Annotated in this window: 17 protein-coding genes and 2 tRNA genes; 3 read left to right on the forward strand and 16 right to left on the reverse strand. The window is 57.3% G+C overall.

All coding sequences use genetic code 11. The features are described from left to right. Positions 1 to 9 precede the first annotated feature (9 nt). From virB11 to uvrB, 9 genes are all read right to left on the reverse strand, one after another. On the reverse strand, positions 10 to 1,050 hold the full coding sequence (gene virB11, locus QRM60_RS07225; RefSeq protein WP_161962728.1) for a P-type DNA transfer ATPase VirB11: 1,041 nt from the start codon (positions 1,048 to 1,050) through the stop codon (positions 10 to 12). Positions 1,051 to 1,064: 14 nt separating this feature from the next. Then, a complete protein-coding gene (locus QRM60_RS07230; protein WP_115573191.1) occupies positions 1,065 to 2,249 on the reverse strand; it encodes a TrbI/VirB10 family protein in 1,185 nt (394 codons plus the stop codon). Beyond that, complete coding sequence (locus QRM60_RS07235) at positions 2,246 to 3,013, reverse strand: TrbG/VirB9 family P-type conjugative transfer protein (RefSeq protein WP_115556318.1); 768 nt, start codon at positions 3,011 to 3,013, stop codon at positions 2,246 to 2,248. The genes QRM60_RS07230 and QRM60_RS07235 overlap by 4 nt, the downstream gene beginning before the upstream one ends. Then, positions 3,010 to 4,038 carry a VirB8/TrbF family protein gene (locus QRM60_RS07240; protein ID WP_161962729.1) on the reverse strand — a complete coding sequence of 343 codons (1,029 nt, stop codon included), beginning with the start codon at positions 4,036 to 4,038 and terminating at the stop codon, positions 3,010 to 3,012. The genes QRM60_RS07235 and QRM60_RS07240 overlap by 4 nt, the downstream gene beginning before the upstream one ends. A 123-nt stretch (positions 4,039 to 4,161) precedes the next feature. Next, positions 4,162 to 4,572, reverse strand: coding sequence for a TcpQ domain-containing protein (locus tag QRM60_RS07245; RefSeq protein WP_115556320.1), 411 nt, complete (start codon positions 4,570 to 4,572; stop codon positions 4,162 to 4,164). A 329-nt stretch (positions 4,573 to 4,901) separates the two neighbouring features. Further along, complete coding sequence (locus QRM60_RS07250) at positions 4,902 to 6,575, reverse strand: type IV secretory system conjugative DNA transfer family protein (protein ID WP_115556321.1); 1,674 nt, start codon at positions 6,573 to 6,575, stop codon at positions 4,902 to 4,904. A gap of 33 nt (positions 6,576 to 6,608) precedes the next feature. Then, positions 6,609 to 6,851, reverse strand: coding sequence for a hypothetical protein (locus QRM60_RS07255; RefSeq protein ID WP_115556322.1), 243 nt, complete (start codon positions 6,849 to 6,851; stop codon positions 6,609 to 6,611). A gap of 406 nt (positions 6,852 to 7,257) precedes the next feature. Next, positions 7,258 to 7,332, reverse strand: a tRNA-Val gene (locus QRM60_RS07260). Between the two features lie 96 nt (positions 7,333 to 7,428). Beyond that, positions 7,429 to 9,450: an excinuclease ABC subunit UvrB gene (gene uvrB, locus QRM60_RS07265; protein WP_012437987.1), complete on the reverse strand. Its 2,022-nt coding sequence runs from the start codon at positions 9,448 to 9,450 to the stop codon at positions 7,429 to 7,431. A 288-nt stretch (positions 9,451 to 9,738) separates the two neighbouring features. Here uvrB and QRM60_RS07270 point away from each other — a divergent pair, with 288 nt between their 5' ends. Together QRM60_RS07270 and QRM60_RS07275 are read left to right on the forward strand one after the other, a co-directional pair. After that, positions 9,739 to 10,137 carry a GspH/FimT family pseudopilin gene (locus tag QRM60_RS07270; RefSeq protein ID WP_228419381.1) on the forward strand — a complete coding sequence of 133 codons (399 nt, stop codon included), beginning with the start codon at positions 9,739 to 9,741 and terminating at the stop codon, positions 10,135 to 10,137. 58 nt (positions 10,138 to 10,195) lie between these two features. Then, positions 10,196 to 10,272 (forward strand) — tRNA-Asn (locus QRM60_RS07275). A 431-nt stretch (positions 10,273 to 10,703) separates the two neighbouring features. On the opposite strand, the gene QRM60_RS07280 is transcribed toward QRM60_RS07275, so the two are convergent. The 6 genes from QRM60_RS07280 to QRM60_RS07305 are packed head-to-tail and all read right to left on the reverse strand — an operon-like array spanning position 10,704 to position 17,130. After that, positions 10,704 to 11,132 carry a type IV pilin protein gene (locus tag QRM60_RS07280; RefSeq protein ID WP_285445921.1) on the reverse strand — a complete coding sequence of 143 codons (429 nt, stop codon included), beginning with the start codon at positions 11,130 to 11,132 and terminating at the stop codon, positions 10,704 to 10,706. 5 nt (positions 11,133 to 11,137) lie between these two features. Next, entirely contained in the window at positions 11,138 to 14,491 is a 3,354-nt protein-coding gene (locus QRM60_RS07285; protein WP_285445873.1) for a PilC/PilY family type IV pilus protein, read from the reverse strand. A gap of 12 nt (positions 14,492 to 14,503) precedes the next feature. Then, positions 14,504 to 15,058 carry a PilX N-terminal domain-containing pilus assembly protein gene (locus QRM60_RS07290; protein WP_103702882.1) on the reverse strand — a complete coding sequence of 185 codons (555 nt, stop codon included), beginning with the start codon at positions 15,056 to 15,058 and terminating at the stop codon, positions 14,504 to 14,506. After that, a complete protein-coding gene (locus QRM60_RS07295) occupies positions 15,055 to 16,080 on the reverse strand; it encodes a PilW family protein (RefSeq protein ID WP_115556326.1) in 1,026 nt (341 codons plus the stop codon). The genes QRM60_RS07290 and QRM60_RS07295 overlap by 4 nt, the downstream gene beginning before the upstream one ends. After that, a complete protein-coding gene (gene pilV / locus QRM60_RS07300; RefSeq protein ID WP_115557421.1) occupies positions 16,077 to 16,538 on the reverse strand; it encodes a type IV pilus modification protein PilV in 462 nt (153 codons plus the stop codon). Before pilV ends, QRM60_RS07295 begins: the two co-directional genes overlap by 4 nt. A 19-nt stretch (positions 16,539 to 16,557) precedes the next feature. After that, on the reverse strand, positions 16,558 to 17,130 hold the full coding sequence (locus tag QRM60_RS07305; RefSeq protein WP_115573194.1) for a GspH/FimT family pseudopilin: 573 nt from the start codon (positions 17,128 to 17,130) through the stop codon (positions 16,558 to 16,560). Between the two features lie 165 nt (positions 17,131 to 17,295). On the opposite strand from QRM60_RS07305, the gene QRM60_RS07310 reads away from it, so the two are divergent. Beyond that, entirely contained in the window at positions 17,296 to 18,342 is a 1,047-nt protein-coding gene (locus QRM60_RS07310) for a histidine kinase (RefSeq protein WP_115573195.1), read from the forward strand. On the opposite strand, the gene ppnN is transcribed toward QRM60_RS07310, so the two are convergent. Continuing rightward, entirely contained in the window at positions 18,324 to 19,709 is a 1,386-nt protein-coding gene (ppnN, locus tag QRM60_RS07315; RefSeq protein ID WP_040941054.1) for a nucleotide 5'-monophosphate nucleosidase PpnN, read from the reverse strand. The genes QRM60_RS07310 and ppnN overlap by 19 nt on opposite strands.

Consider the following 19,709-nt stretch of genomic DNA (forward strand, 5'->3'; position numbering starts at 1 on the left):
GGCGGCCGGTCAGCCCCCACGCAAGGTCCTTGTGGGATCGAAGTCGATCCCGGTAATAAAGCGGCGCCCAGCGTGCGCCTTGATGTGGACCACGATATCGATGGTCATGCGCAACAGCCGCTTGATCACCTCGAACTCCAAACCAGAACCTTCATTGGATGCCTTCACCATAAGCGCCAACTGGTCCCAGGTCTGCTCGACGCTGCCGGCGTGGCAGCTGGTGATCGAACCAGGATGGCCCGATGCGCAATTTCGGATGAAATAGAAAGATTCATCGCCACGTAACTCGGCCAAGATGATCCGATCCGGCTTCATGCGCAAGCAGGCCTCCATACAACTCTTGGCAGTCACATTACTAGCACTCTGCCCACCTTTCGAGTACAACAAATGCACCGAGTTAGGCTGACTAATGAATAGTTCTCGGGCATCCTCGATGGTTACAAGACGCTCTTCGTTCGGAATATGATTAACAAGGGCCTTCATGAAGGTGGTTTTGCCGCTACCGGTCGCACCGGCAACCACTACATTTTTCTTGTAAAGCACCGCTTTCTTAAAGAACTCGGAGTACTGCTTGTTACGACGCAACTCAAGCAGCTCGCGATCGTGCTCGCTGACATCGGCAACCTCCTCAAGCACCTGATCGAAGAATCCGTCGCTGGTGTACTGCTCAAGCGTCTTGGTATGTTTAGACGGCAGGCGAATCGTGATCGAGACCTTGCCAGCATCGCATGCCGGCGGAATAACAAACTGGGCACGTTGGCCGGTAGGAAAAGTCAACGACACCACAGGATCAGCGTCGGTGATGCGCTGCCCGGTATTACTTTCGTTAACGACCGCCGTGCAGAACTGTCTGGCTCTATCAAAAGTCAGCGACGGTACATCCATACGTTGCCAGCCGTTGATCGTTTCCAGATACAACTCACCAGGACGATTGATGCAGATTTCCGTGACTTCTGGAGAGTTCAGATAGTCCAAGATTCCCAGCACGGAATACTGGTAATCTAAGAAATCGTTAGAGATCCTAGCAGTCGGAGAATCGTCGATCGTCATGGCAGTCGGCATGCTCACTTCGGCAACACCGCCGAGAAATCGACATCTTTTGCTACGTAGACGTTCAAAACTGTTCCTTGATTGATCGTCAACGTCGCAGGGCGACGTCCGGACTTTTCAACCGCCTGTTCAGCAAGCTGCTGCATGCTACGTGCCGTATTGCTCTCAAACGGCTGCTGAGTAACGATCCCCGACCCCAGACCAATAGTCGTCGTTTCTGGACCGTATTCCGCTGCTGCATATTTGAACGCATCGCTCAGAAGGCTAATGAACAATGCCGAGGCGATCTTATTGCCCCAATGAGCGTTGTATTTGCCCGGATGGCCTGCGCTGCCAAGCGTATCGATGCCGGGACCGACCAAGGTAACATCCAGCCCTGTCGGCGTAGTCACCCGATCCCAGACAACTTGCAGACGCCTCGTAGTTGGTTCGCCTGCTCCGTATTGACCCAACATTTTAGAGCCCTTAGGCAAGAGCAAATTGTGGCCATTAATTGAATAAACCGGCTCAGTAACAATACAGGACGTATAGCCACCGAAATCAGAAAGTATACGCGTCTCTAGGACGCAGCGGATGTAGGTACCACGCACGAGTAGACCGTCAGGGTTACTGAGCGGTTTGGCTAATGTTATTTCCTCATCCTTTGGAACCGCAGCCTGCCCACCAAGTTGCCCTGGCACAGGCGCACTATCACCCCCGGCCGTATTTACGCCCGACTGCTCAGCTAAGATACGACGCTCCAATAAAGTGGGAGCACGAGGCCGCTCTGGAACAGAAACCGAGTTATCTAAATCATCCTCCGGCATAGGCGGCAGCGGCGGCAGGGTTGGTTGCGGTGTCAGTGCGATCGGCGCTGTTTCCACAGGGGCAGTCATGTTCTGGGGAAGTGCAGGCGCTACAACCGTCTCTGTGCGCGGCTTTTCCGCCACTGGGTCACCCGAACCTTGATTCGCCAGCCAAAAGATTGCCAGCAGCAGCAGACCCGCAATGAGTGCGAGAAAAACAAGCGCCTTCCGGTTTAAACGCTTAATTTCGTTAGATCGCAAAACAGGTTCGTTTGCATCTAGATCTGGTTCGGCAGCTGCCTGCTGGCGAGCGAAATAAGGATTGCTGCGCTCGTCGTGCTCGCTATGGCCACTCTGGTCACCTTGGCTTCCATGGGACAGTTCATCAGGACTGTTGGGGGTATTCGAGTTCACTTTTGCTTGTTCCTTCGCAGGCCGACGACATTATCGCCATGACGAACCACCAGAAAAGGGTAAGTTCCGTGCACGATCAGTGTATTACCTTCCACGGTAGTATTAACGAGAAAATCCTCGCTATGCTCTTTCTCGCGAGCAAAAACCGCGGGAAAGTTACCCGAAGGGAATCGCGTCAAATCCATGTTTACATAAGTGAACTTACCATCATCATAGACTCTACTTGGAATCAGCCATGATTTTTTAGTCCGTGTCGCATAGTCATAATCGTAGTAATAGCGCCTATCCTTTAGAATCTTAGCATTCAGCAATGGGCCGCTGCTGGCAGCGCCAGCATCTTCGACATTATTAAAACTAGCATCCTTCGGATAGGTAAACACGACTTTGTACTGCACACCTGCTTGCTTCGCTTGCTCAAGCCGCTGCCAGTCAGTAGCAACAACTTTGAGCTCCAGAATATAAGAGTGCGTAGCCGTGCGAATCATCATATTCGTATCGACGTCGACGTTCTTCGGCTTCAAATAAAATACATTCTCTCGGCGCGTGAGTTCCCACCCGCCCGTGAAACCAGTGCTGTAATCGAGAATCTTCTCGTTTGGACTAAGTTCAATTTGAGTTGTGATGCCCAAACCCGTCCGAACCTGATAAATACGATCAGGTGCATATTCGTAATCCTGAACGACCTGAGCAGCGGCCGGAAATACGCACAAACCAATTGGCAGTGCTACAGCCAATGCCGCCCTGTAGGGGTTAAAGGGTTTCATCGACCACTTGCTCCATTGACATTGTTTGGCATCCCTTGGGTTTGGATCGTGGGCTGAGCTTGAACTTGGCCCGCAGGCTGAGCTTGTCCCTGGCCAGGATATACCGCCTGCGGCTGTTGCGCGGACGCACTACCTGGCCCCGCAACCATCCCACCCTGCTGCACTGGCAGCCCGGTGGACGCAGCACTTGCCGCATTCGGGTCAATCATGCCCGGAGCCGGTTGCTGCTGATATACAGCCGCCGACGGTGCGACCTGTGGCTGCACACCAGTAGAGGAAGGCGCTGCGGGCAAAGCCGAATAGTCATTATCGACCCGATAATCAGTCACCCGAAATCCAAGTGGATTTTCAACCCTGAGACTATCACTCATCTCAAGATTATCTTGGTATACAAACCCCATGGTAGCAATCTTGTTGTCTAGCAACGCAGTAGCTGCAGAGGCTTTGTCGTAGGCATTTCGCTGGAAGCGCACAGTGGCACCGGTATACGATTTACCTCCGCCACCGATAAGAGTGATGCTAAGAATGTTGACACGGATAGCACGAGACCTTCCATAGACATTAAAAGGTCTAGTAGGATTATTTGCCGCGTGCAGCGCGCGATATTCACCAAGAACATTCGTTGCACCCATCGCAACGACGGTGTTCCAATCACGATCGCCAATCGTAGACGCATCAAACGACTCACGCGCAGTTATAAAACGGGCAACATTACTACGTGCCAGTGCCTCGCTGGTGCTAACTGTGCGACCACCAAAATTCGACTCCAACTTGGCGATTGTGCTGGTACCTGAATAGGCATCAGCCATCACCAAATACGGCACTTTCTCCTTAAGAGGCAGCATGTAGTAATAGCCGCCAGCAGTCATTACAGTAACTACCATTGAAAAGGTAGCAACGATCCATGCACGTTTCTCACTGCGACGCGCCAGGTCTGCAATGCTTACCTCGTAGTTCACCGCTTTCTGGACAGCCGCGCTGACTTGAGCGGAGCCGTCCTTTTCACTGACCTTCTTACGCAACATGTCTAGATCCGTCACCGTAGGGCCTTGTCAGGCCTGAAACCATTGCCGCAGCAAGCGCGAGTACCTTGGGGCTCGCGTTGCTCCAATAATCTGCGAGGTGCGTAAGCGCATCAGCCGCGCTCCTCAGAGCTTAGTCCCCGTGGAAACGGGGACCGGCTGAACTAATAACTTATTAGCGGATACCGACACTGACACCCCCTGCGCTGCATAGGCTGCGCTCAGTTCGGTAGCAGCCTGCTGGACGCTAGTCGTACTGATGTTTGAAACCGGCGCAATTAGGGTGTAGTCCGAAGGCAAGTTGTATGACAGTTGCATATTGGAATCCGCAGCCCACCGCTCAAGCATTGTCTTCAAGGTGCCGTCCATCGGCGTTGCCTGATAGGTGTACGAGGTATAGAGCGGGATTTCGGTGGGGGCCTCGTCAAAATGATTGACATGCTTCCAGCGCCCACCGAAATCAGGAGCAGGCTTGGTTGCGCATGCGCCCAGCACAGCAACCGCTACTAGGGCCAACGACAGCTTGGACACAGACATCGGATTCACTCAACCTCTCCAACTCATGAAATTCGGGCGTAGCCCAGGCAGCACAACGCCTCCGTACACCGTCAGGCGACGAAGGCAATTTTTTTAACAAGGCGAAACATGGCTACCCTGCACGCTGAAGCGCTGCACGACGGCCGAAAAAGGCATAACGAATTGAGAAGGTAGCCCCACCACTAAACCATCCATAGTCACTCCTTTGGTGTCGTCCGACACCTTCCCCACTGCACTTTTACGACTTGTAACGAAACATAACTTTGCCCTTAACGGGCACATGAGTCAAGCATTCCCTGCCATGCGTTGTAAGAGTTAGGTGATGCAAGTCAAAGTTTGATGGTCAAGGACGCCACGTCCACCTTAGGCAACAGCCGGGCCGTGAAGTACCGGTCTTCGTAGTAGCGGATCTTGTCGCACTTCACCGGGTGCGGGATTCCTTCGTATAGGAAGACTTCCTTCTCGTTGCCCATCGCCTTGAGCTCCTGCGGCAACATCAGCGCCCGGCGCTCCTCGGAAACGCTATGGGTCGTCTCACGCCCTCTGGTGACGTTCTTCTTCTTGATGGTGGTGTACCCCAGCATCTCGGAGTAGTCATTCGCGTCCTGCTGCTCGCGCGGGGCGTAGAGGATCTGCAAGGCGTGGTTGGTGATGATGGTGCGCGAGAGGTCCTTGCCGTAGGTGGCGTCCAGCTGCGCCATGCTCTGGATGATGGGCAGCAGCCGAATGTTGTAGCCGGCCATATAGGCCACGGCGGTGGAGATGATGTCCACCTTGCCGATCGAGGTGAACTCGTCCATCAGCAACAGGCACTGGTACTTGAGCTCAGGGTTGGACTTGGGCAGTTCGCGGGTGTTGAGGTTGATGATTTGGCTGAAAAGCAGATTGATGATCAGGCGGCTCTCGGCCAGCTTGTTGGGCTGGATGCCGATGTAGATGGTCATCTTCTTCTTGCGCAGATCCGTCAGCAGGAAATCGTCGGCGCTGGTAGCAGCGTCCAGGACGGGATTGATCCAGGCGTTGAGCGGCTCTTTCAGGGTGCCCATGATGGAGGCGAAGGTCTCATCCGCCTGTGACAGCATGTTGGCAAACGCCGACTTGGCGTTGCTGCTGAGGAACCTGCGTTCGGACAGCGACTTCAGATATTTCTTCAGGTCGGTGCCGTCGCCCGACGAGAGACGGTAGATTCCGCCCAACGTAGGCGCCCCTGCCCCGCCCGGGAAGCCCAGTGACAGCTCCTCGTCCCAGTTTTCGAACAGATAAAGAGAGAACGCCATGAACGCGTTGCGCGCCTGGCTGACCCAGAATTTCTGATCGTCGGAACCGTCCGGGTACAGCATCGCGGCGATGCTCATCAGATCCGAGACGCGGAAGGCCGGATCGGCCGACACGTAGGTGAGCGGGTTCCAGCGGTGCGTGCGGCGATCTTCCGCAAACGGATTGAAGAGAAAAACCTCGTGCCCCTGGCTGGCACGCCAGCCGCTGGTCAGATCGAAGTTTTCCTGCTTGATGTCCAGAACCACCACCGATTCCTGGTACTCGAGCAGATTCGGAATGACCACGCCCACGCCCTTACCGGAGCGCGTCGGCGCGGCGAGGATGACGAACTGCTGGCCACTGAGCCGGACCAACTTGCCATTGAACTTGCCGACTACGATGCCATTCGGGCTTGGCTTGAACAGCCCATGCCTGGAAAGGTCGGCAGCGCCCGCAAAGCGCGCGTCGCCATGCAGCGCCTTCTGCTTGGGCTTGACCAATAGCACCATGCCGATTGCCCAGACGATCCCCGGCAGGCCGAAACCGAACGCCCCAGCCAACTTGATCTTGGTCACATACGGCGCGACTTCCGGAAGACCCATGGCGCTGACGTAGCGATAGTAGGTGTCCCACGCGTACAGCTTGGTATCTAGCCGCAATAGCAGCAACGTCAGGTAGCCCGACAGGCAATACCCGATGAGCATCGTCACCACGGTGGCGATTGCGGCAATTTTGAGCTTGGACACGCGCCCTTCTCCCTGGCTTGCTTCTGTCAGCGTTTAGCGACGAATAGTTGACTTGTGATCCAGCGTGTCGGACTTGCGCCCACCACCTTCGCTTTCGACCAGTGAGTCGATCCAGACTTTGGCCTGATCCAGCGAGAGGTAGGGCGTCAAGCGCGTGCCCGCGTCCGTGACCACTGCGTAAGCCACGACGCTGTCAGCGGCATAGACCTCTTCACGCGTGATGGCCACGACGCGATAGCCCCCTCTGGTCAGCACGGTGTGCTGGTACTCGTCCATCGCCAGTCTTCCTTTCCGTCAGCGCGGTAGGCGATGCTAAAGCAAGACGTGCGTCTGAGAAAGCGATTTCAGCGCTGCCCATGTCCGGTCCGGCTCGCCATGACACAGCGGGTGCGAGGCGTTCACGGCCGCAACGCCAGCAAGTACGCTCTTTCACGCATTCTCTGGGGCCTGAGGCAGGCTCTAGGCCATTCTTGATCGCTTAGCGCGAGGCGTTGCCAGTTGGATAAGATACCGCCTTTCGCGGCGGGTTGGGCCCGAAGCCAGAGAGGACGGCTTGTCACCAGAATAAAAGCACCTGCAGAGATGCAGAACTTTACTGGTTCCAGGAGGTTACTTTGGGGTCAGTGGCAGCCATCGCTGCCGGGGTTGAACCACTCAAGTCGCTTGCCATCTGGACTTGGAGTGGTGGGCGGTACAGGGTTCGAACCTGTGACCCCTACCATGTCAAGGTAGTGCTCTACCGCTGAGCTAACCGCCCGTTTCCTGCGTCAGCATTGCGCTGTGCAGGGCGCGCATTCTAGCGCAGGGATTTGGCTGCCACAAGCCCTCCCTGCGCGATCGCGACGCAGGCATCTCACGCGAGGCTGGCCGCCTTGAGCTTCTGGATCTGGTCGCGGATCTGCGCCGCCGCCTCGAATTCCAGATCCTTGGCGTGCTGGTACATCTTCTGCTCGAGTGCCTTGAGCTTGCCGGCGATTTCGGCAGGTCCCATCGCGCGATAGTCGGCGGGCTCCTCGGCCACCTGGCGCGACTTCGAGCGCCCCTTGCCCGCCTTCTTCTCGGCCGCGTCTTCGCGCGCGCCTTCCATGATGTCGGAGATCGGCCGCGCGACCGACTTCGGGGTGATGCCGTGCTCAAGGTTGTACTCAACCTGCTTCTCGCGCCGACGGTCGGTCTCGTCGATGGCCGCCTGCATCGAACGCGTCATCTTGTCGGCATAGAGGATTGCCTTGCCGCGCAGGTTGCGCGCCGCGCGCCCGATGGTCTGGATCAACGAGCCAGTCGAGCGCAAGAAGCCCTCCTTGTCTGCGTCCAGGATCGCAACCAGGGATACCTCCGGCATGTCCAGGCCTTCGCGCAATAGATTGATGCCGACCAGCACGTCGAATTTGCCCAAGCGCAGGTCGCGGATGATCTCTACGCGCTCCACGGTGTCGATGTCCGAGTGCAGATAGCGCACGCGGATGCCGTGCTCACCGAGGTATTCTGTGAGGTTCTCGGCCATGCGCTTGGTCAAGGTGGTGACCAGGACGCGGTCGCCCAGCTTGATGCGCTCGTGCACCTCGGACATCAGATCGTCGACCTGTGTGCCTACCGGGCGGATCTCGACCACCGGGTCGATCAAGCCGGTGGGCCGCACCACCAGCTCGGTGATCTCGCCGGCAGATTCGCGCAGCTCGTACGGCCCCGGTGTTGCCGACACATAGATGCTACGCGGCGAACGCGCTTCCCATTCCTCAAAGCGCAACGGGCGATTGTCCAGCGCCGACGGCAGGCGGAAGCCGAATTCCACCAGCGTTTCCTTGCGCGAGCGGTCGCCCTTGTACATCGCGCCGATCTGCGGAATGGTCACGTGCGACTCGTCGATCACCAGCAGCGCATCCGGCGGCAAGTAGTCGAACAAGGTCGGTGGCGGCTCGCCAGGCGCCTTGCCGGTCAAGTGCCGCGAGTAGTTCTCGATGCCGTTACAGAAGCCCACCTCCGCCATCATCTCCAGATCGAACTGGGTGCGTTGCGCCAGGCGCTGCGCCTCCACCAGCTTGTTCTGCGAATACAACTGCTCCAAGCGCTCCTTCAACTCTTCCTTGATGGTGTCGACCGCGCTTAAGGTGCGCTCGCGCGTGGTGGCGTAGTGGGTCTTCGGATACACGGTGTAGCGCTGCAGCTTGCGCAGCGTCTCGCCAGTCAGCGGATCGAACAGCGTCAGTTGCTCGATATCGCCATCGAACAGTTCGATGCGCAAGGCCTCGGTGTCCGACTCGGCGGGAAACACGTCGAGCACCTCGCCGCGTACACGGAACGCACCGCGCGTGAGCTCGAACTCGTTGCGTGTGTACTGCAGATCGGTGAGATGGCGGATCAGCTGGCGCTGGTCGATGTGCTCGCCGATCGACAGGATCAGGCGCAGCGACAGATAGTCTTCCGGCGCGCCGAGGCCGTAGATCGCCGACACCGTGGCCACCACCAGCGAGTCGCGCCGTGACAGCAGCGTCTTGGTCGCCGACAGACGCATCTGCTCGATGTGCTCGTTGATCGAGCTGTCCTTCTCGATGAAGGTGTCCGACGACGGCACATACGCTTCAGGCTGGTAGTAATCGTAATAGCTGACGAAGTACTCCACCGCGTTGTTCGGGAAAAACGACTTGAACTCGCCGTACAACTGCGCCGCCAACGTCTTGTTCGGCGCCATCACCAGCGTCGGCTTCTGCACCTGCTGCACGACGTTGGCGATGGTGTAGGTCTTGCCCGAACCCGTCACCCCCAGCAGCGTCTGCTTGGCAAGCCCCGCCTCGAAGTTAGCCACCAACTTGTCGATGGCCGCAGGCTGGTCGCCGGCTGGGGAATACGGGGATACGAGCTCAAAGCGGTCGGTCATGGAACGTGCACCTTCAGACGACCGCTGAGTATAGCGATCGCGGATGATGGCAACGTTTGCGGTTTCCCTACCCAACGGCCAGCTGCCGGCTGATCGCGCCAAGGCACGTAGTAATGGAGCCTGTGTTCTCCATCCACCGAGGACGCAAACCACGTGAGCAGCCCCAGGAGTCAACTTGGCTGGACGCTTGTGGAGAGCCTGGTTACCGTCGCGTTGCTTGCCGTCATTACCGCTATTGCCTGGCCCTCCCTCGCCGACCTTCACCGGACGCACCAGGTACGTGCCGTCATGTTCGAGCTCGCTACGCATTTGGCAACTGCCAGATCCAGGTCAATTTCACAAGGAAATCCTGTAGCGATGTGCCCGAGCTCCACAGCCAACACCTGCACAACTGGCCGCGACTGGACCGCCGGCTGGCTGATCTACTCGGACCCCGACGGAAATCGAACACCAGACACAAGCGAGGACGTTATCGCATCAGCGGCGCCCGCCAGCAGCGCCGGGCTAAGCGTCCGGACTACCGCTGGCCGCACCCAGGTCCGCTACGGGCGCCTGGGCAGTTCTCTTGGAACCAACGTGACGTTCAACATCTGCCACGGCGACCAACTCGGCGGCCAAGTAATCATCAACATGGCTGGCAGAGTGCGTTCGCAAAGACCAGCAACTCCCCAGCAATGTCCGCTGTAAGAAAAAGTGTCGCCAGGGCTTGCGCATGCAACCAACCGTCCCTATAATTTGCCTCCCCGCCCGAATAGCTCAGCCGGTTAGAGCACTTGACTGTTAATCAGGGGGTCGTTGGTTCGAGTCCAACTTCGGGCGCCAAGAAAAAAAACCGTGCTCCGGCACGGTTTTTTTTTACATCCTCGTCAGGAATAAGCTCAGCAGCAGTCTAGACATACCCGTAACCGGCATTCCTAACGGTTACCAAGTCCCGCCCACCAGATTAGCTAGGTTCGACCACGCTAGCGCGGTGCGCGCTCCCGCGAGCTGAATCTGACTTGCCACAGCCATCTCGCTAACACTTATCTGACGTGTTGGCCTGCAGGTCTGTAAACGCACTTTCCCCCGCGCTCCCGTACGCCTCCTGCATTGATGCATTTTGCGGACGCCGACTCCTACGGAGCAGGGGGCGAGCTATGGAGCCGGCCCCGTCGCTGCACGAAGGCATTTAATGCCGGTGTCCCTTATACGTGCCCAGCGCGGTTACGCATGTCGAGCATGCAGGTCAGCAGTAGCAGCGCTAAGCGCGAAGATCACCAGCAATCGCTGATAGCCGTTGCGGTACCGCTTTCGCGACGCTCCCCTGACTGCAGAATCGACAAAGCAGCACACTTCGTATCCGCCCTAGCCTGCTGATTGATCGGCGTCGCTGTAATCGTAAACGTCCTACCATCTGCAGAGGGCACAAGCGCAACTGTGTAGCTGTTCGAGACACCGGAGTCACACTGCGGCAGCGCAGGCGGGCTGCTGGAGTCGTTGTAGGACATGTACGTTGTGTAATAACGCTCCATGTATTGCGCTCCGCTTTGTAGACAGCTCGTCGCTGCGGACCGCTTTGCCCGCACAACGGCTGCCTGATAGTTGTACATCGCAATACCTGCCAAGACTGCGATCACAGCGACCACAATCATCAGCTCGATCAAAGTAAAACCACTCACACGTTTCCGGCCACCCGATTCAATATTCATCACATTTCCTTGAGCAATTCGCGCCAAGACACCCGAGACGTACGGCGCGCCTCACGGATGCGTTGGCATTCCACGGTCGCGTTAGACAGATTGGTACATAACAAACCAGGAGGACCACCAGGACCTGCACCGCCGCCAGTCAGAATGTTACCGGTGCCTCCCATACCCCCAAGTCCAACGGAACCAGTCGCTACTGGCGTACCTGTGGAACCGCCACCGCCGCCTACCGATACAGTCTCATCGCTAAAAGACCCGTCGCCGTCGATGTCAAAGAATGACTCAGACAGGCTCGCCCCGGTAAACGCGTTCAAGGCGTTCTGGAATCCGGTGCCACCCGGCAGACACGGGTCACTGCTGGGAATGATGCTTGAAAAATTCAGTACATCGTTGACCACCTGAGGATCACTTACCACGCGCTCACCGATCGGAGTTCCCGGCGGCGTAGGCGGGTTGACAAGATCTATGTACCAACCGCTACGCCCGGCAGGAAGCACAGAGGGCGCTTCAAAGGCGCGCACCGTTCGGCCTGTATCCACATCAGTTTCAACCGCTGCAACGGTTCTTTGCTGCAATGCGCTTTTTGCGATTGAAGTTGTTCCGTCTTTCAGGCCATAAAAGGTCTGAACACTGCGGTCTGCGGTATCGCCGGTCTCCATGAAGCGGCCAGTACCGAAGAACACCCAGAGCTGGAATGTTGAAGGATCACGAGCAACGACAGGAGAGGACGTAATCGGCTGAACCTGACCAGTGGGACTTGTCGCGGTGAACATACGGAGCCGGTTACTCGCCGTACTCCACGCGGTACGCGTTGCCGAACTGATGTCAAATTTCCACATATTGCCAAGCATATCCCCAGCATAGACAAAATCAGCCGTCCCATTTCCATCCACGTCACGAATGGTTGGCGCCGACATGCCGTTAGGAGATGTGGCCGATCCAACACCCGTATCAATTTCTGCCAACAGCGCACCGTCACTAAGACGATAGATCAGCAGTGCTGCACGGTTGTTGGTGCTATTCACACCATTAGGCACAATCAAGCCCATATCGCCATTATTAAGCCTGGCAATAATCGGCTGCCCTAGAATCAACCCCATATTGTTGAGCGGCGTTTCTGTACGCTCCCATTGAACACGCGCCGCGCTGAAAGTCGTCGGATTAGTAACGTCCAGTGAATACAACCCCTTGCCGCCCCGGCCGAGCGTACCCACAAGAATGGTTGCCCCCGGAGTCTGATCACGACGCGACAAGATCACCGGGCCGTCCACGAAATAGCGATGCTCGTAATCTGGCTTACTCAGCGTATTCAGATCGGGAAAACTCACCGCAGCCGGGATATAAGCAAACTCCTCGGCACCATCGCTTGCATCGACAGCATGTAGCATGCCGTCATTGGCACCCACGTAAACTGTGTTCGTCTGGGCATCAAATACAGGGGAAGAACCGACGATATCACCCAGCGCCGAAGTTCGATTACGGAGCGTACCGCCATTGGCAAGCTCCTGATTCCGGGCACCCGCAATGTACGCAGCATTATCGGCGCCACTGACAGCCGGAGCGGCGGTGCGCGCCAACGAGAGCAACTGTGTCGCCGTTGGAAACGTTGCGCCCGTCAGGCCATTAAAGGTAAAAATCTTACGACCGGTCGTAGGAATACCTGCTGAGGCATTCCAGCTAGCAGTTGCGGATGTTCCTGCTGCAGTAACTGGAAATGCGCGCAGTTGGCCTGACCACACGCCAGAGACAAAGCTGGCCTGAAAAGCAAGCGTATCGCTGTCCACTCGTGTGGAATTTGCCGAGAGATTAGAAAATGCACCCGCACGCTCAATAATGGACGCTAGCGACGCTTTCAGTGCCTGGGTGAATTCGTTGGGATTGCTAGCAACAATAAAATCCCCTCGTCCGTTCACGGAAGCGTGCCACAGATCATCCACGTTGACGATCGTATTATTTCGTGGGGTTGGCCAGTTCAAAGTCCCCGCAGTTAACGCAGGAAGATCCGTTTCAGGATTTAAGGTACCTGAGGCACCAATGGAGATTGCATAAGTCACCATGTGCTGCCAAAAGCCAGGATCGCGACTAGAGGTTGGCACATTGTTGGCCAAATCGGCTCGCAAATCATTTTTCCAGAATCGCATCGCCACGTCGGCAAGCGTATCTGAGTCAGAGCTTGCATAGGGACGCTCTGGCCTATACGTGTAGGTGTCGCGCGTAGTACTAGTAATGGTCTGTCCTGCTACGTTGTCTTGCTCATTTGCAATGTCAGCGTAATTATCTTTTCCGTTCCAGTAACCATCTGTCGTCAGAATCGTAAAATTCTGCCGGCACGAAAATTGCGCACTCCCAACTTGAGGGCCGTAAGGTCCATTGGCAGCTGCGTTCCCATAGTAGAGGCCAGCATCCGTCAACGCGCCGTGCAACGGCGTCGCACCTGAGCCAGCGGCTCCGTAAAGCCGGTCGTACCACAGCGTCTTGTTGTTATTCGCTCCCGAGCCCCCGTTAGGATCGTCGAATAGCCCGTCATTTCGACCGATAGGAATGGGGTTGTCCTGCGTTATTAAATTACCGGTCTTATTTCTACGCCAGATGGTCCGAAAGCCCACGCGCGCCGAAGTATTCAGATCAGCAAAGGCCTGACCCGCACTAGCCTTCGCCACCTTCATTCTGGTTCGATAGTAGGAATACCAGATTGCAAAGTTGGCTCGCTCCGCAGCCTCACTGTTTCGAGCTGGATTTGGCAATGAAAAAGTACAATTTTTCCACTGCCAATCGAAACCACTGGAACTACAGTCGCGGCCGGCGAGACCTTGCTGACCCTGCACATTCCGGAGATACTCACTCCTTACAATGCGCCCATCTGTATGGATCTGATAGCGCCAATAACTGCTGACATTAGCCAACTGTGCAACCGAGGCATTCAGATCCTTGGGAACAAAAAAGGTACGTACTGCAGACTGAAGATTTCCAGCACCCGTCAAAAATGAGTCATCGGTATAGACATTTGAATAATTGACACCACCCGTCATCTGGCTGCCGTCGGGGTTTAACCAAGGCCTATAATCAAAAGCAGGATTATAGTAGATAGTATTTCTACTGTAAGCCAGCTCCGCGATATTAATCGGCGTCGTGCCCGGCAAAACATCAGGCATGGAGTCCTCGCTCATCGAGCCGGAATCATCCAAGATAAACAATATATTCGGTGAAACACGGCCGCTTGATTGCAGTGGCTCGTCAGGCAAATTGACTGCTCCTGCAGGAGCCGCGGCTAACGTTGCTGCCAATGCCATACAGGCGCAACGCAACTGTTCAGCCAGGGCGGAACGCCTGAAAGAAGGAGATGAACACGCATTCATGGCAGCAGCTCCCTACGGGACAATGAAGTTGGATTGAACAATGACGCTGGCACGACCGGCAGCTTCGCTTCGAGCCGTAACGCGGTAGACCGGGCGCAAGCAAATATCGCTACCGGTGTATCGAGGGTCGAGATTGCATTCCAGCCAGGTTTCAGACGTACCCATGTATTCGATGAAGAATTGGGGAGCTGATGCCACCGAGCCAACGCTCGTCGTTGCAGCGCGCCATCCACCGAAGCTCGTGTTTTTCCAGCGCTCCACTGCGGTTGCATCCGGCCGGGGGCACACACCATTCGTGCAGCCTCCACCCGCTGCCGCTGCCGCGATTGCAGTGTGCTCGGCATTGGTACGACTTGCTGCAAGCGCCTCACCCTCACGCAGTGCCGCTTCTGCCGCCTGAAAACTGAGGTTACGGTCCAGCAGGTTCGCGCTCATACGTTCTTCAAGCACAGTGCTCCGCAGAACTGCCAGTCCCAGCAATGTCATGATGAGCAATAGGATCAGCACGACGACCAGCGAAACGCCCCGCTGCCGTAGGCGACTAGAAATTGATGGCGCGCCGCTCATGGAGCCCTGTTCCTGAGAGTGATGACCTGACTTACGGTACGCGATAGCGCGGCATTATCGACGCCATCACGATCGGTTCCTGCCAAGGTCAGGGTGATTCTTACCGCGGTTACTTGGCTCCAACGACCAGTCACGCTCGCCGCATTCCCATAACTTGTGGTTCCGTCCACCAGATAGGTCACCGCCATATTTTGCACACCCTCTGCGACCTCTTGCGCCTGAACACTGGCGACACCACCGGTATTGATCAACGTGGATTGATAAAGCCCTCTGGTGCGCCCGTTGGTGCCGATGTACCAAGCCGAGGCATTGAGACGGGTGATGGATGCATTCGACCCAAAGGTAAACAGCGAGCCTCCCAGCCCCAGTCGGTTGGTTGCGTTTCCTGGCGAGCCGCTCGCACCATGCCCCACTGAAGCTGTCCCGGCAGAACCAGTCATCTGAAAAATTGCACCGAGCCGCATCACGCCGCCTGTTTCGGCGTTTGGACCACACACCATCAAGAGATCGCCCGGGATCAGCCCATGCGCCGCAGTGTTGACCGTAAACGTTGCAGACGCGGGTGCGTGCACAGTGACGACGGCCGTGGCATCACCGGACGACAACAGTGTCAGCGCATCGGTTCCCGCGATACGCTGCCCGGCCGTCGTTGTACCGAAGTTGATGCCCGCGATAGCGGTTGACCCGTCGTATCCCTGCAATGTGCCGCTGGTGGTTCCCACATTCCAGTTTGTCCACCAGCGCGAGGCCGGTGCACTCAGTACATTCACCATCGCCATGTTGTTACTGCTATTGCATGGGTTGCCACCTGCCTCACGGATATCGCGCGCCATCAGTTCAAACGCAATGCGCGCATTTTCCTGTACACGGCTGAGGCTATCTGTCGCAGCTGCGGTACGCCTGCTGGTCAGGAACAAGCCGATCGCGGCTAATGTCACGAGCAACCCAAGCACCAATGAAATCAGTAGTTCGACCAGCGTGAAACCGGCCGCTGATTTGCGGGAAGCATGCAATATGCTCATAGACGGGTCACCACACTGAACTGGCGTTGCGCCGTGTTGTCTGTTGTACCCAAGGATGTTGCACGACTGTCATCCCAACGCACGGCCACAGTACATCTGACACCGTTCGCCTCACATTGGATGGAACCGCAGGCGCTCGTGCCCATGCTGGACTTGAGTGCAGTGATCCAGTCACGCTGATCATTGGCCGCCAGGCTGCCCCCGGCAGGAACATTGCAGGTCATGCCGATGTTGTAAGCACCTGCCCGTGCAGCTACCAGATTGGCACGCATCGCGTCCAGAATTGCGTACGACTGCACGACCATCTGACTGCGTTCAAGCGAGCTACTATTGTTCTGCAGCGCTCGTGCTTGCATTGCAGCAATACCGAGCATCCCGATCCCGAGGATCACAACGGAAATCAATACCTCGATCAGGCTGACACCTAACTGACCTCGACGACTGCCTTTGACTGGCATACGCATCTCTCTCATATCCTTACAACAATGCAGGCACGTCGGCCGGCGCCTGACACTGCGGGTCGGTTCCGCGGGTGATCGCCACCCGACTTCCGCCAGCAATCGCGACAATTCGCTGGTTCTCTGGGGGCCGCGTGGTGGCCATACAAATCGAAACTGCTCCTGCCAAAAGTCGCGTTCCCGTCGAGTCGCGCGCAAGCCCATCGGGCCGAAACACGATTCGCGCGCCGGCAGAGGAAATAGCTTGGCTCACACTGACTTGCAGCTGGGGCCCGATCTCACTCACCCGCAAGACCTCTGTCCCACGCAAGACAATCACACGCGCCCAGGTGCCGCCGTTGGCGCACGAAGTACCGTCATTGGACCGACATAACGTCACGCTGGCGTTGTTACGCACGGCCTCAGAGCGAGCGAGCTGAAGAGAGGCAGACAACTCATTGGCGGCCGAAGACAGGCGACTACTATTGATGAGGGCGGTAAAACTAGGAAATGCAATCGCCATGACGATCGCCAGTACCACGATGGTGACCATCATCTCGATCAACGAAAAGCCGCGCTGCGAAAGAGGCGCAAAGCCCCGAAAACGGATCATGCGGCAGCCTCCCCAGGCAGCCAAATACACGTGGCTACCATAACCATCGCCCCCTCCACTTGCCAGAGGCTGCGCGACGAACGGGCGTAGCAACCGCACGAAAGGCATGCCCCAATTAATCAGCGGGACGTGCATGATAGGCAACAGTTCCTTCCGGCCCGCGTTATGACGCCAATCGCTATCGGCGAATCTTTCCTGCAAGCCCTGTGGGATGCACGCACGCTGACCGTTGTGGTCGTAGTCGCCGAGGCAATCGCCCTGGTGCTGAGCCTTGCACCAGGCGTACCACTGGGATGGATCAGTTTCGGGATCACATCCTTTGCAACTCAGTGGACTGCCTTGTTGACCCTGGCCGGACTGTACTCGCTCCGCCATCCATTAAGTCGCGCGCGACCACTTGCGATTGCAAACTCAGCTCTCGTCCTGCTTATGCTTTCCGCAACCTTGGTGCTGTTCGCCGCAATGGCTGTGGTTGGAAACGCCTGGTCGATGGACACGCGGCATTGGCTTGAACTGATTCTTCGAACAGAAGGTATCGCGTTGACGGTCGGTTTACTGGGTATCTGGGCATTCCATACCCATTGGCAGGCCCGCCAATACGCCATCCGTGCCAAACAGTTTGAACTGGAGGCATTGAAGGCCCGTATCCAGCCTCATTTTCTATTCAACACGCTCAATACGGGTGCGGCGCTCGTACGCCTTCATCCTGCCAAGGCCGAACAATTACTGATGGATCTGGCAGAGCTCTTTCGAGCAACGCTTGCCGGCCCGGATCGCGTCACTCTGGCGCAGGAGCTTACGCTTGCCAGGCATTACCTAGATATTGAGCAAGCACGCTTCGGTGATCGTCTCATCATCGTCTGGCGAATGCCCGACTCCATTCCGGAGCTGATGGTGCCCTGCCTTTCCATCCAGCCGCTAGTTGAAAATGCGATTCGCCACGGTGTCGAGCTCCGCTCGGAGACCTCGCAAGTTGTCATTGAGCTCCGTCAAACCGCGAAGATGGCTGTTGTGGAAGTCAGCAACCCACTCCCCCCCGATGGAAAGACCGCAAGAACTGGGCATCAGGTCGGCCTCGCCGCTGTTCGTGCCCGACTGCAGGATGGCGATCATCGGATGGAGCTTCATGCAGAACGAAGAGGCGACCTTTTTTGGGCCGCCCTTCATGTTCCGCTAGATGCAGCTTCGGGGGATCAGGTCACTACCCGATAACAAGGCCGGTAATCCCCCGAGATCTTCATCCGGCGCTGTTCCACGAAGCCGCGCAGCAGTTCGTCCAGGGCCTGCATGATGTCGGGGTCGCCGTGGATCTCGAACGGGCCGAACTCCTCGATGCGGCGCATGCCGTCTTCCTTGACGTTGCCGGCAACGATGCCGGAGAAGGCGCGGCGCAGGTCGGCCGCAAGCTCTGGCGCCGGGCGGCCGTGGTGCAGGTCCAGCGCAGCCATGGCTTCGTGGCTGGGCACGAACGGCTGCTGGTACTCAAGCGGGATGTGCACCGACCAGTTGAAGTAGTACGAGTCTTTCTGGTCCTTGCGGTGTGCGCGCACCTCGTGAATGCCTTCGGCCATGCGGCGCGCCACCGCGACCGGGTCGCCGACGATGATCTCGTAGCGCGATGCGACAGATTCACCGAGGGTCAGGCGGATAAACCGGTCGATCTGGGCGAAGTACGGCGCGGCGATGGTCGGCCCGGTCAGGATCAGCGGGAACGGCAGGTCGGCGTTCTCCTCCCTCAGCAGGATGCCGAGCAGGTACAGGATCTCCTCGGCGGTACCGACGCCCCCCGGGAAGACCAGGATGCCGTGACCAATGCGGACGAACGCCTCCAAGCGCTTTTCGATGTCCGGCATGATCACCAAGTGATTCACGATCGGGTTCGGTGACTCGGCGGCGATGATGCCCGGCTCGGTGACGCCGATATAGCGCGTGTGGTGCTTGCGCTGTTTGGCGTGCGCAATGGTGGCGCCCTTCATCGGGCCCTTCATCGCCCCCGGGCCGCAGCCGGTGCAGATGTCCAGGCCGCGCAGGCCGAGCTCGTAGCCCACCTGTTTGGTGTAGAGATATTCGTCGCGCGAGATGGAGTGACCACCCCAGCACACGACCAGATTCGGATCGGACGGCTGCAGGATGCGCGCGTTGCGCAGCTGCCCGAACACGGCATTGGTGATGCCTTCGCTGGTGTCCAGGTCCGCACGCTGCGCTTCGAGCTCGATGGCCATGTAGGCCAAGTCGCGCACCACGGCGAACAACAGCTCGGCCACGCCGCGGATGATCTCGCCATCCACGAAGGCCATGGCCGGCGCGTTGATCAGATCGATACGGATGCCGCGATCCTGCTGATTCACCTGGATGTCGAAATCCGGGTACAGATCACGCGCGGCACGCGGGTCGTCGGATGCGCTACCACTGGTCAGCACCGCCAGCGCACACCGGCGCAACAGCTCATGCATGCCGCCACTGGATGCATCACGCAACCGTGCCACTTCTGCCTTGGACAGCACGTCCAGGCCACCACGCGGATAGATCCGCGCATCCACCACCGGCAGCGCCCGTGCTGCCGTACTGCTGAGTTCCAT

It is taken from the genome of Xanthomonas sp. fls2-241-TYG-148, assembly GCF_030208815.1.
GTDB lineage: Bacteria > Pseudomonadota > Gammaproteobacteria > Xanthomonadales > Xanthomonadaceae > Xanthomonas > Xanthomonas campestris.

What these genes read in the sequence shown, in the direction of transcription:
- virB11 (WP_161962728.1), bottom strand. Translation starts at nt 1,050, where the DNA reads ATGACGATCGACGATTCTCCGACTGCTAGGATCTCTAACGATTTCTTA.
- QRM60_RS07235 (WP_115556318.1), bottom strand. Translation starts at nt 3,013, where the DNA reads ATGAAACCCTTTAACCCCTACAGGGCGGCATTGGCTGTAGCACTGCCA.
- QRM60_RS07240 (WP_161962729.1), bottom strand. Translation starts at nt 4,038, where the DNA reads ATGTTGCGTAAGAAGGTCAGTGAAAAGGACGGCTCCGCTCAAGTCAGC.
- QRM60_RS07245 (WP_115556320.1), bottom strand. Translation starts at nt 4,572, where the DNA reads ATGTCTGTGTCCAAGCTGTCGTTGGCCCTAGTAGCGGTTGCTGTGCTG.
- QRM60_RS07255 (WP_115556322.1), bottom strand. Translation starts at nt 6,851, where the DNA reads ATGGACGAGTACCAGCACACCGTGCTGACCAGAGGGGGCTATCGCGTC.
- uvrB (WP_012437987.1), bottom strand. Translation starts at nt 9,450, where the DNA reads ATGACCGACCGCTTTGAGCTCGTATCCCCGTATTCCCCAGCCGGCGAC.
- QRM60_RS07270 (WP_228419381.1), top strand. Translation starts at nt 9,739, where the DNA reads ATGTTCGAGCTCGCTACGCATTTGGCAACTGCCAGATCCAGGTCAATT.
- QRM60_RS07285 (WP_285445873.1), bottom strand. Translation starts at nt 14,491, where the DNA reads ATGAATGCGTGTTCATCTCCTTCTTTCAGGCGTTCCGCCCTGGCTGAA.
- QRM60_RS07290 (WP_103702882.1), bottom strand. Translation starts at nt 15,058, where the DNA reads ATGAGCGGCGCGCCATCAATTTCTAGTCGCCTACGGCAGCGGGGCGTT.
- QRM60_RS07295 (WP_115556326.1), bottom strand. Translation starts at nt 16,080, where the DNA reads ATGAGCATATTGCATGCTTCCCGCAAATCAGCGGCCGGTTTCACGCTG.
- pilV (WP_115557421.1), bottom strand. Translation starts at nt 16,538, where the DNA reads ATGCCAGTCAAAGGCAGTCGTCGAGGTCAGTTAGGTGTCAGCCTGATC.
- QRM60_RS07305 (WP_115573194.1), bottom strand. Translation starts at nt 17,130, where the DNA reads ATGATCCGTTTTCGGGGCTTTGCGCCTCTTTCGCAGCGCGGCTTTTCG.
- QRM60_RS07310 (WP_115573195.1), top strand. Translation starts at nt 17,296, where the DNA reads ATGACGCCAATCGCTATCGGCGAATCTTTCCTGCAAGCCCTGTGGGAT.
- ppnN (WP_040941054.1), bottom strand. Translation starts at nt 19,709, where the DNA reads ATGGAACTCAGCAGTACGGCAGCACGGGCGCTGCCGGTGGTGGATGCG.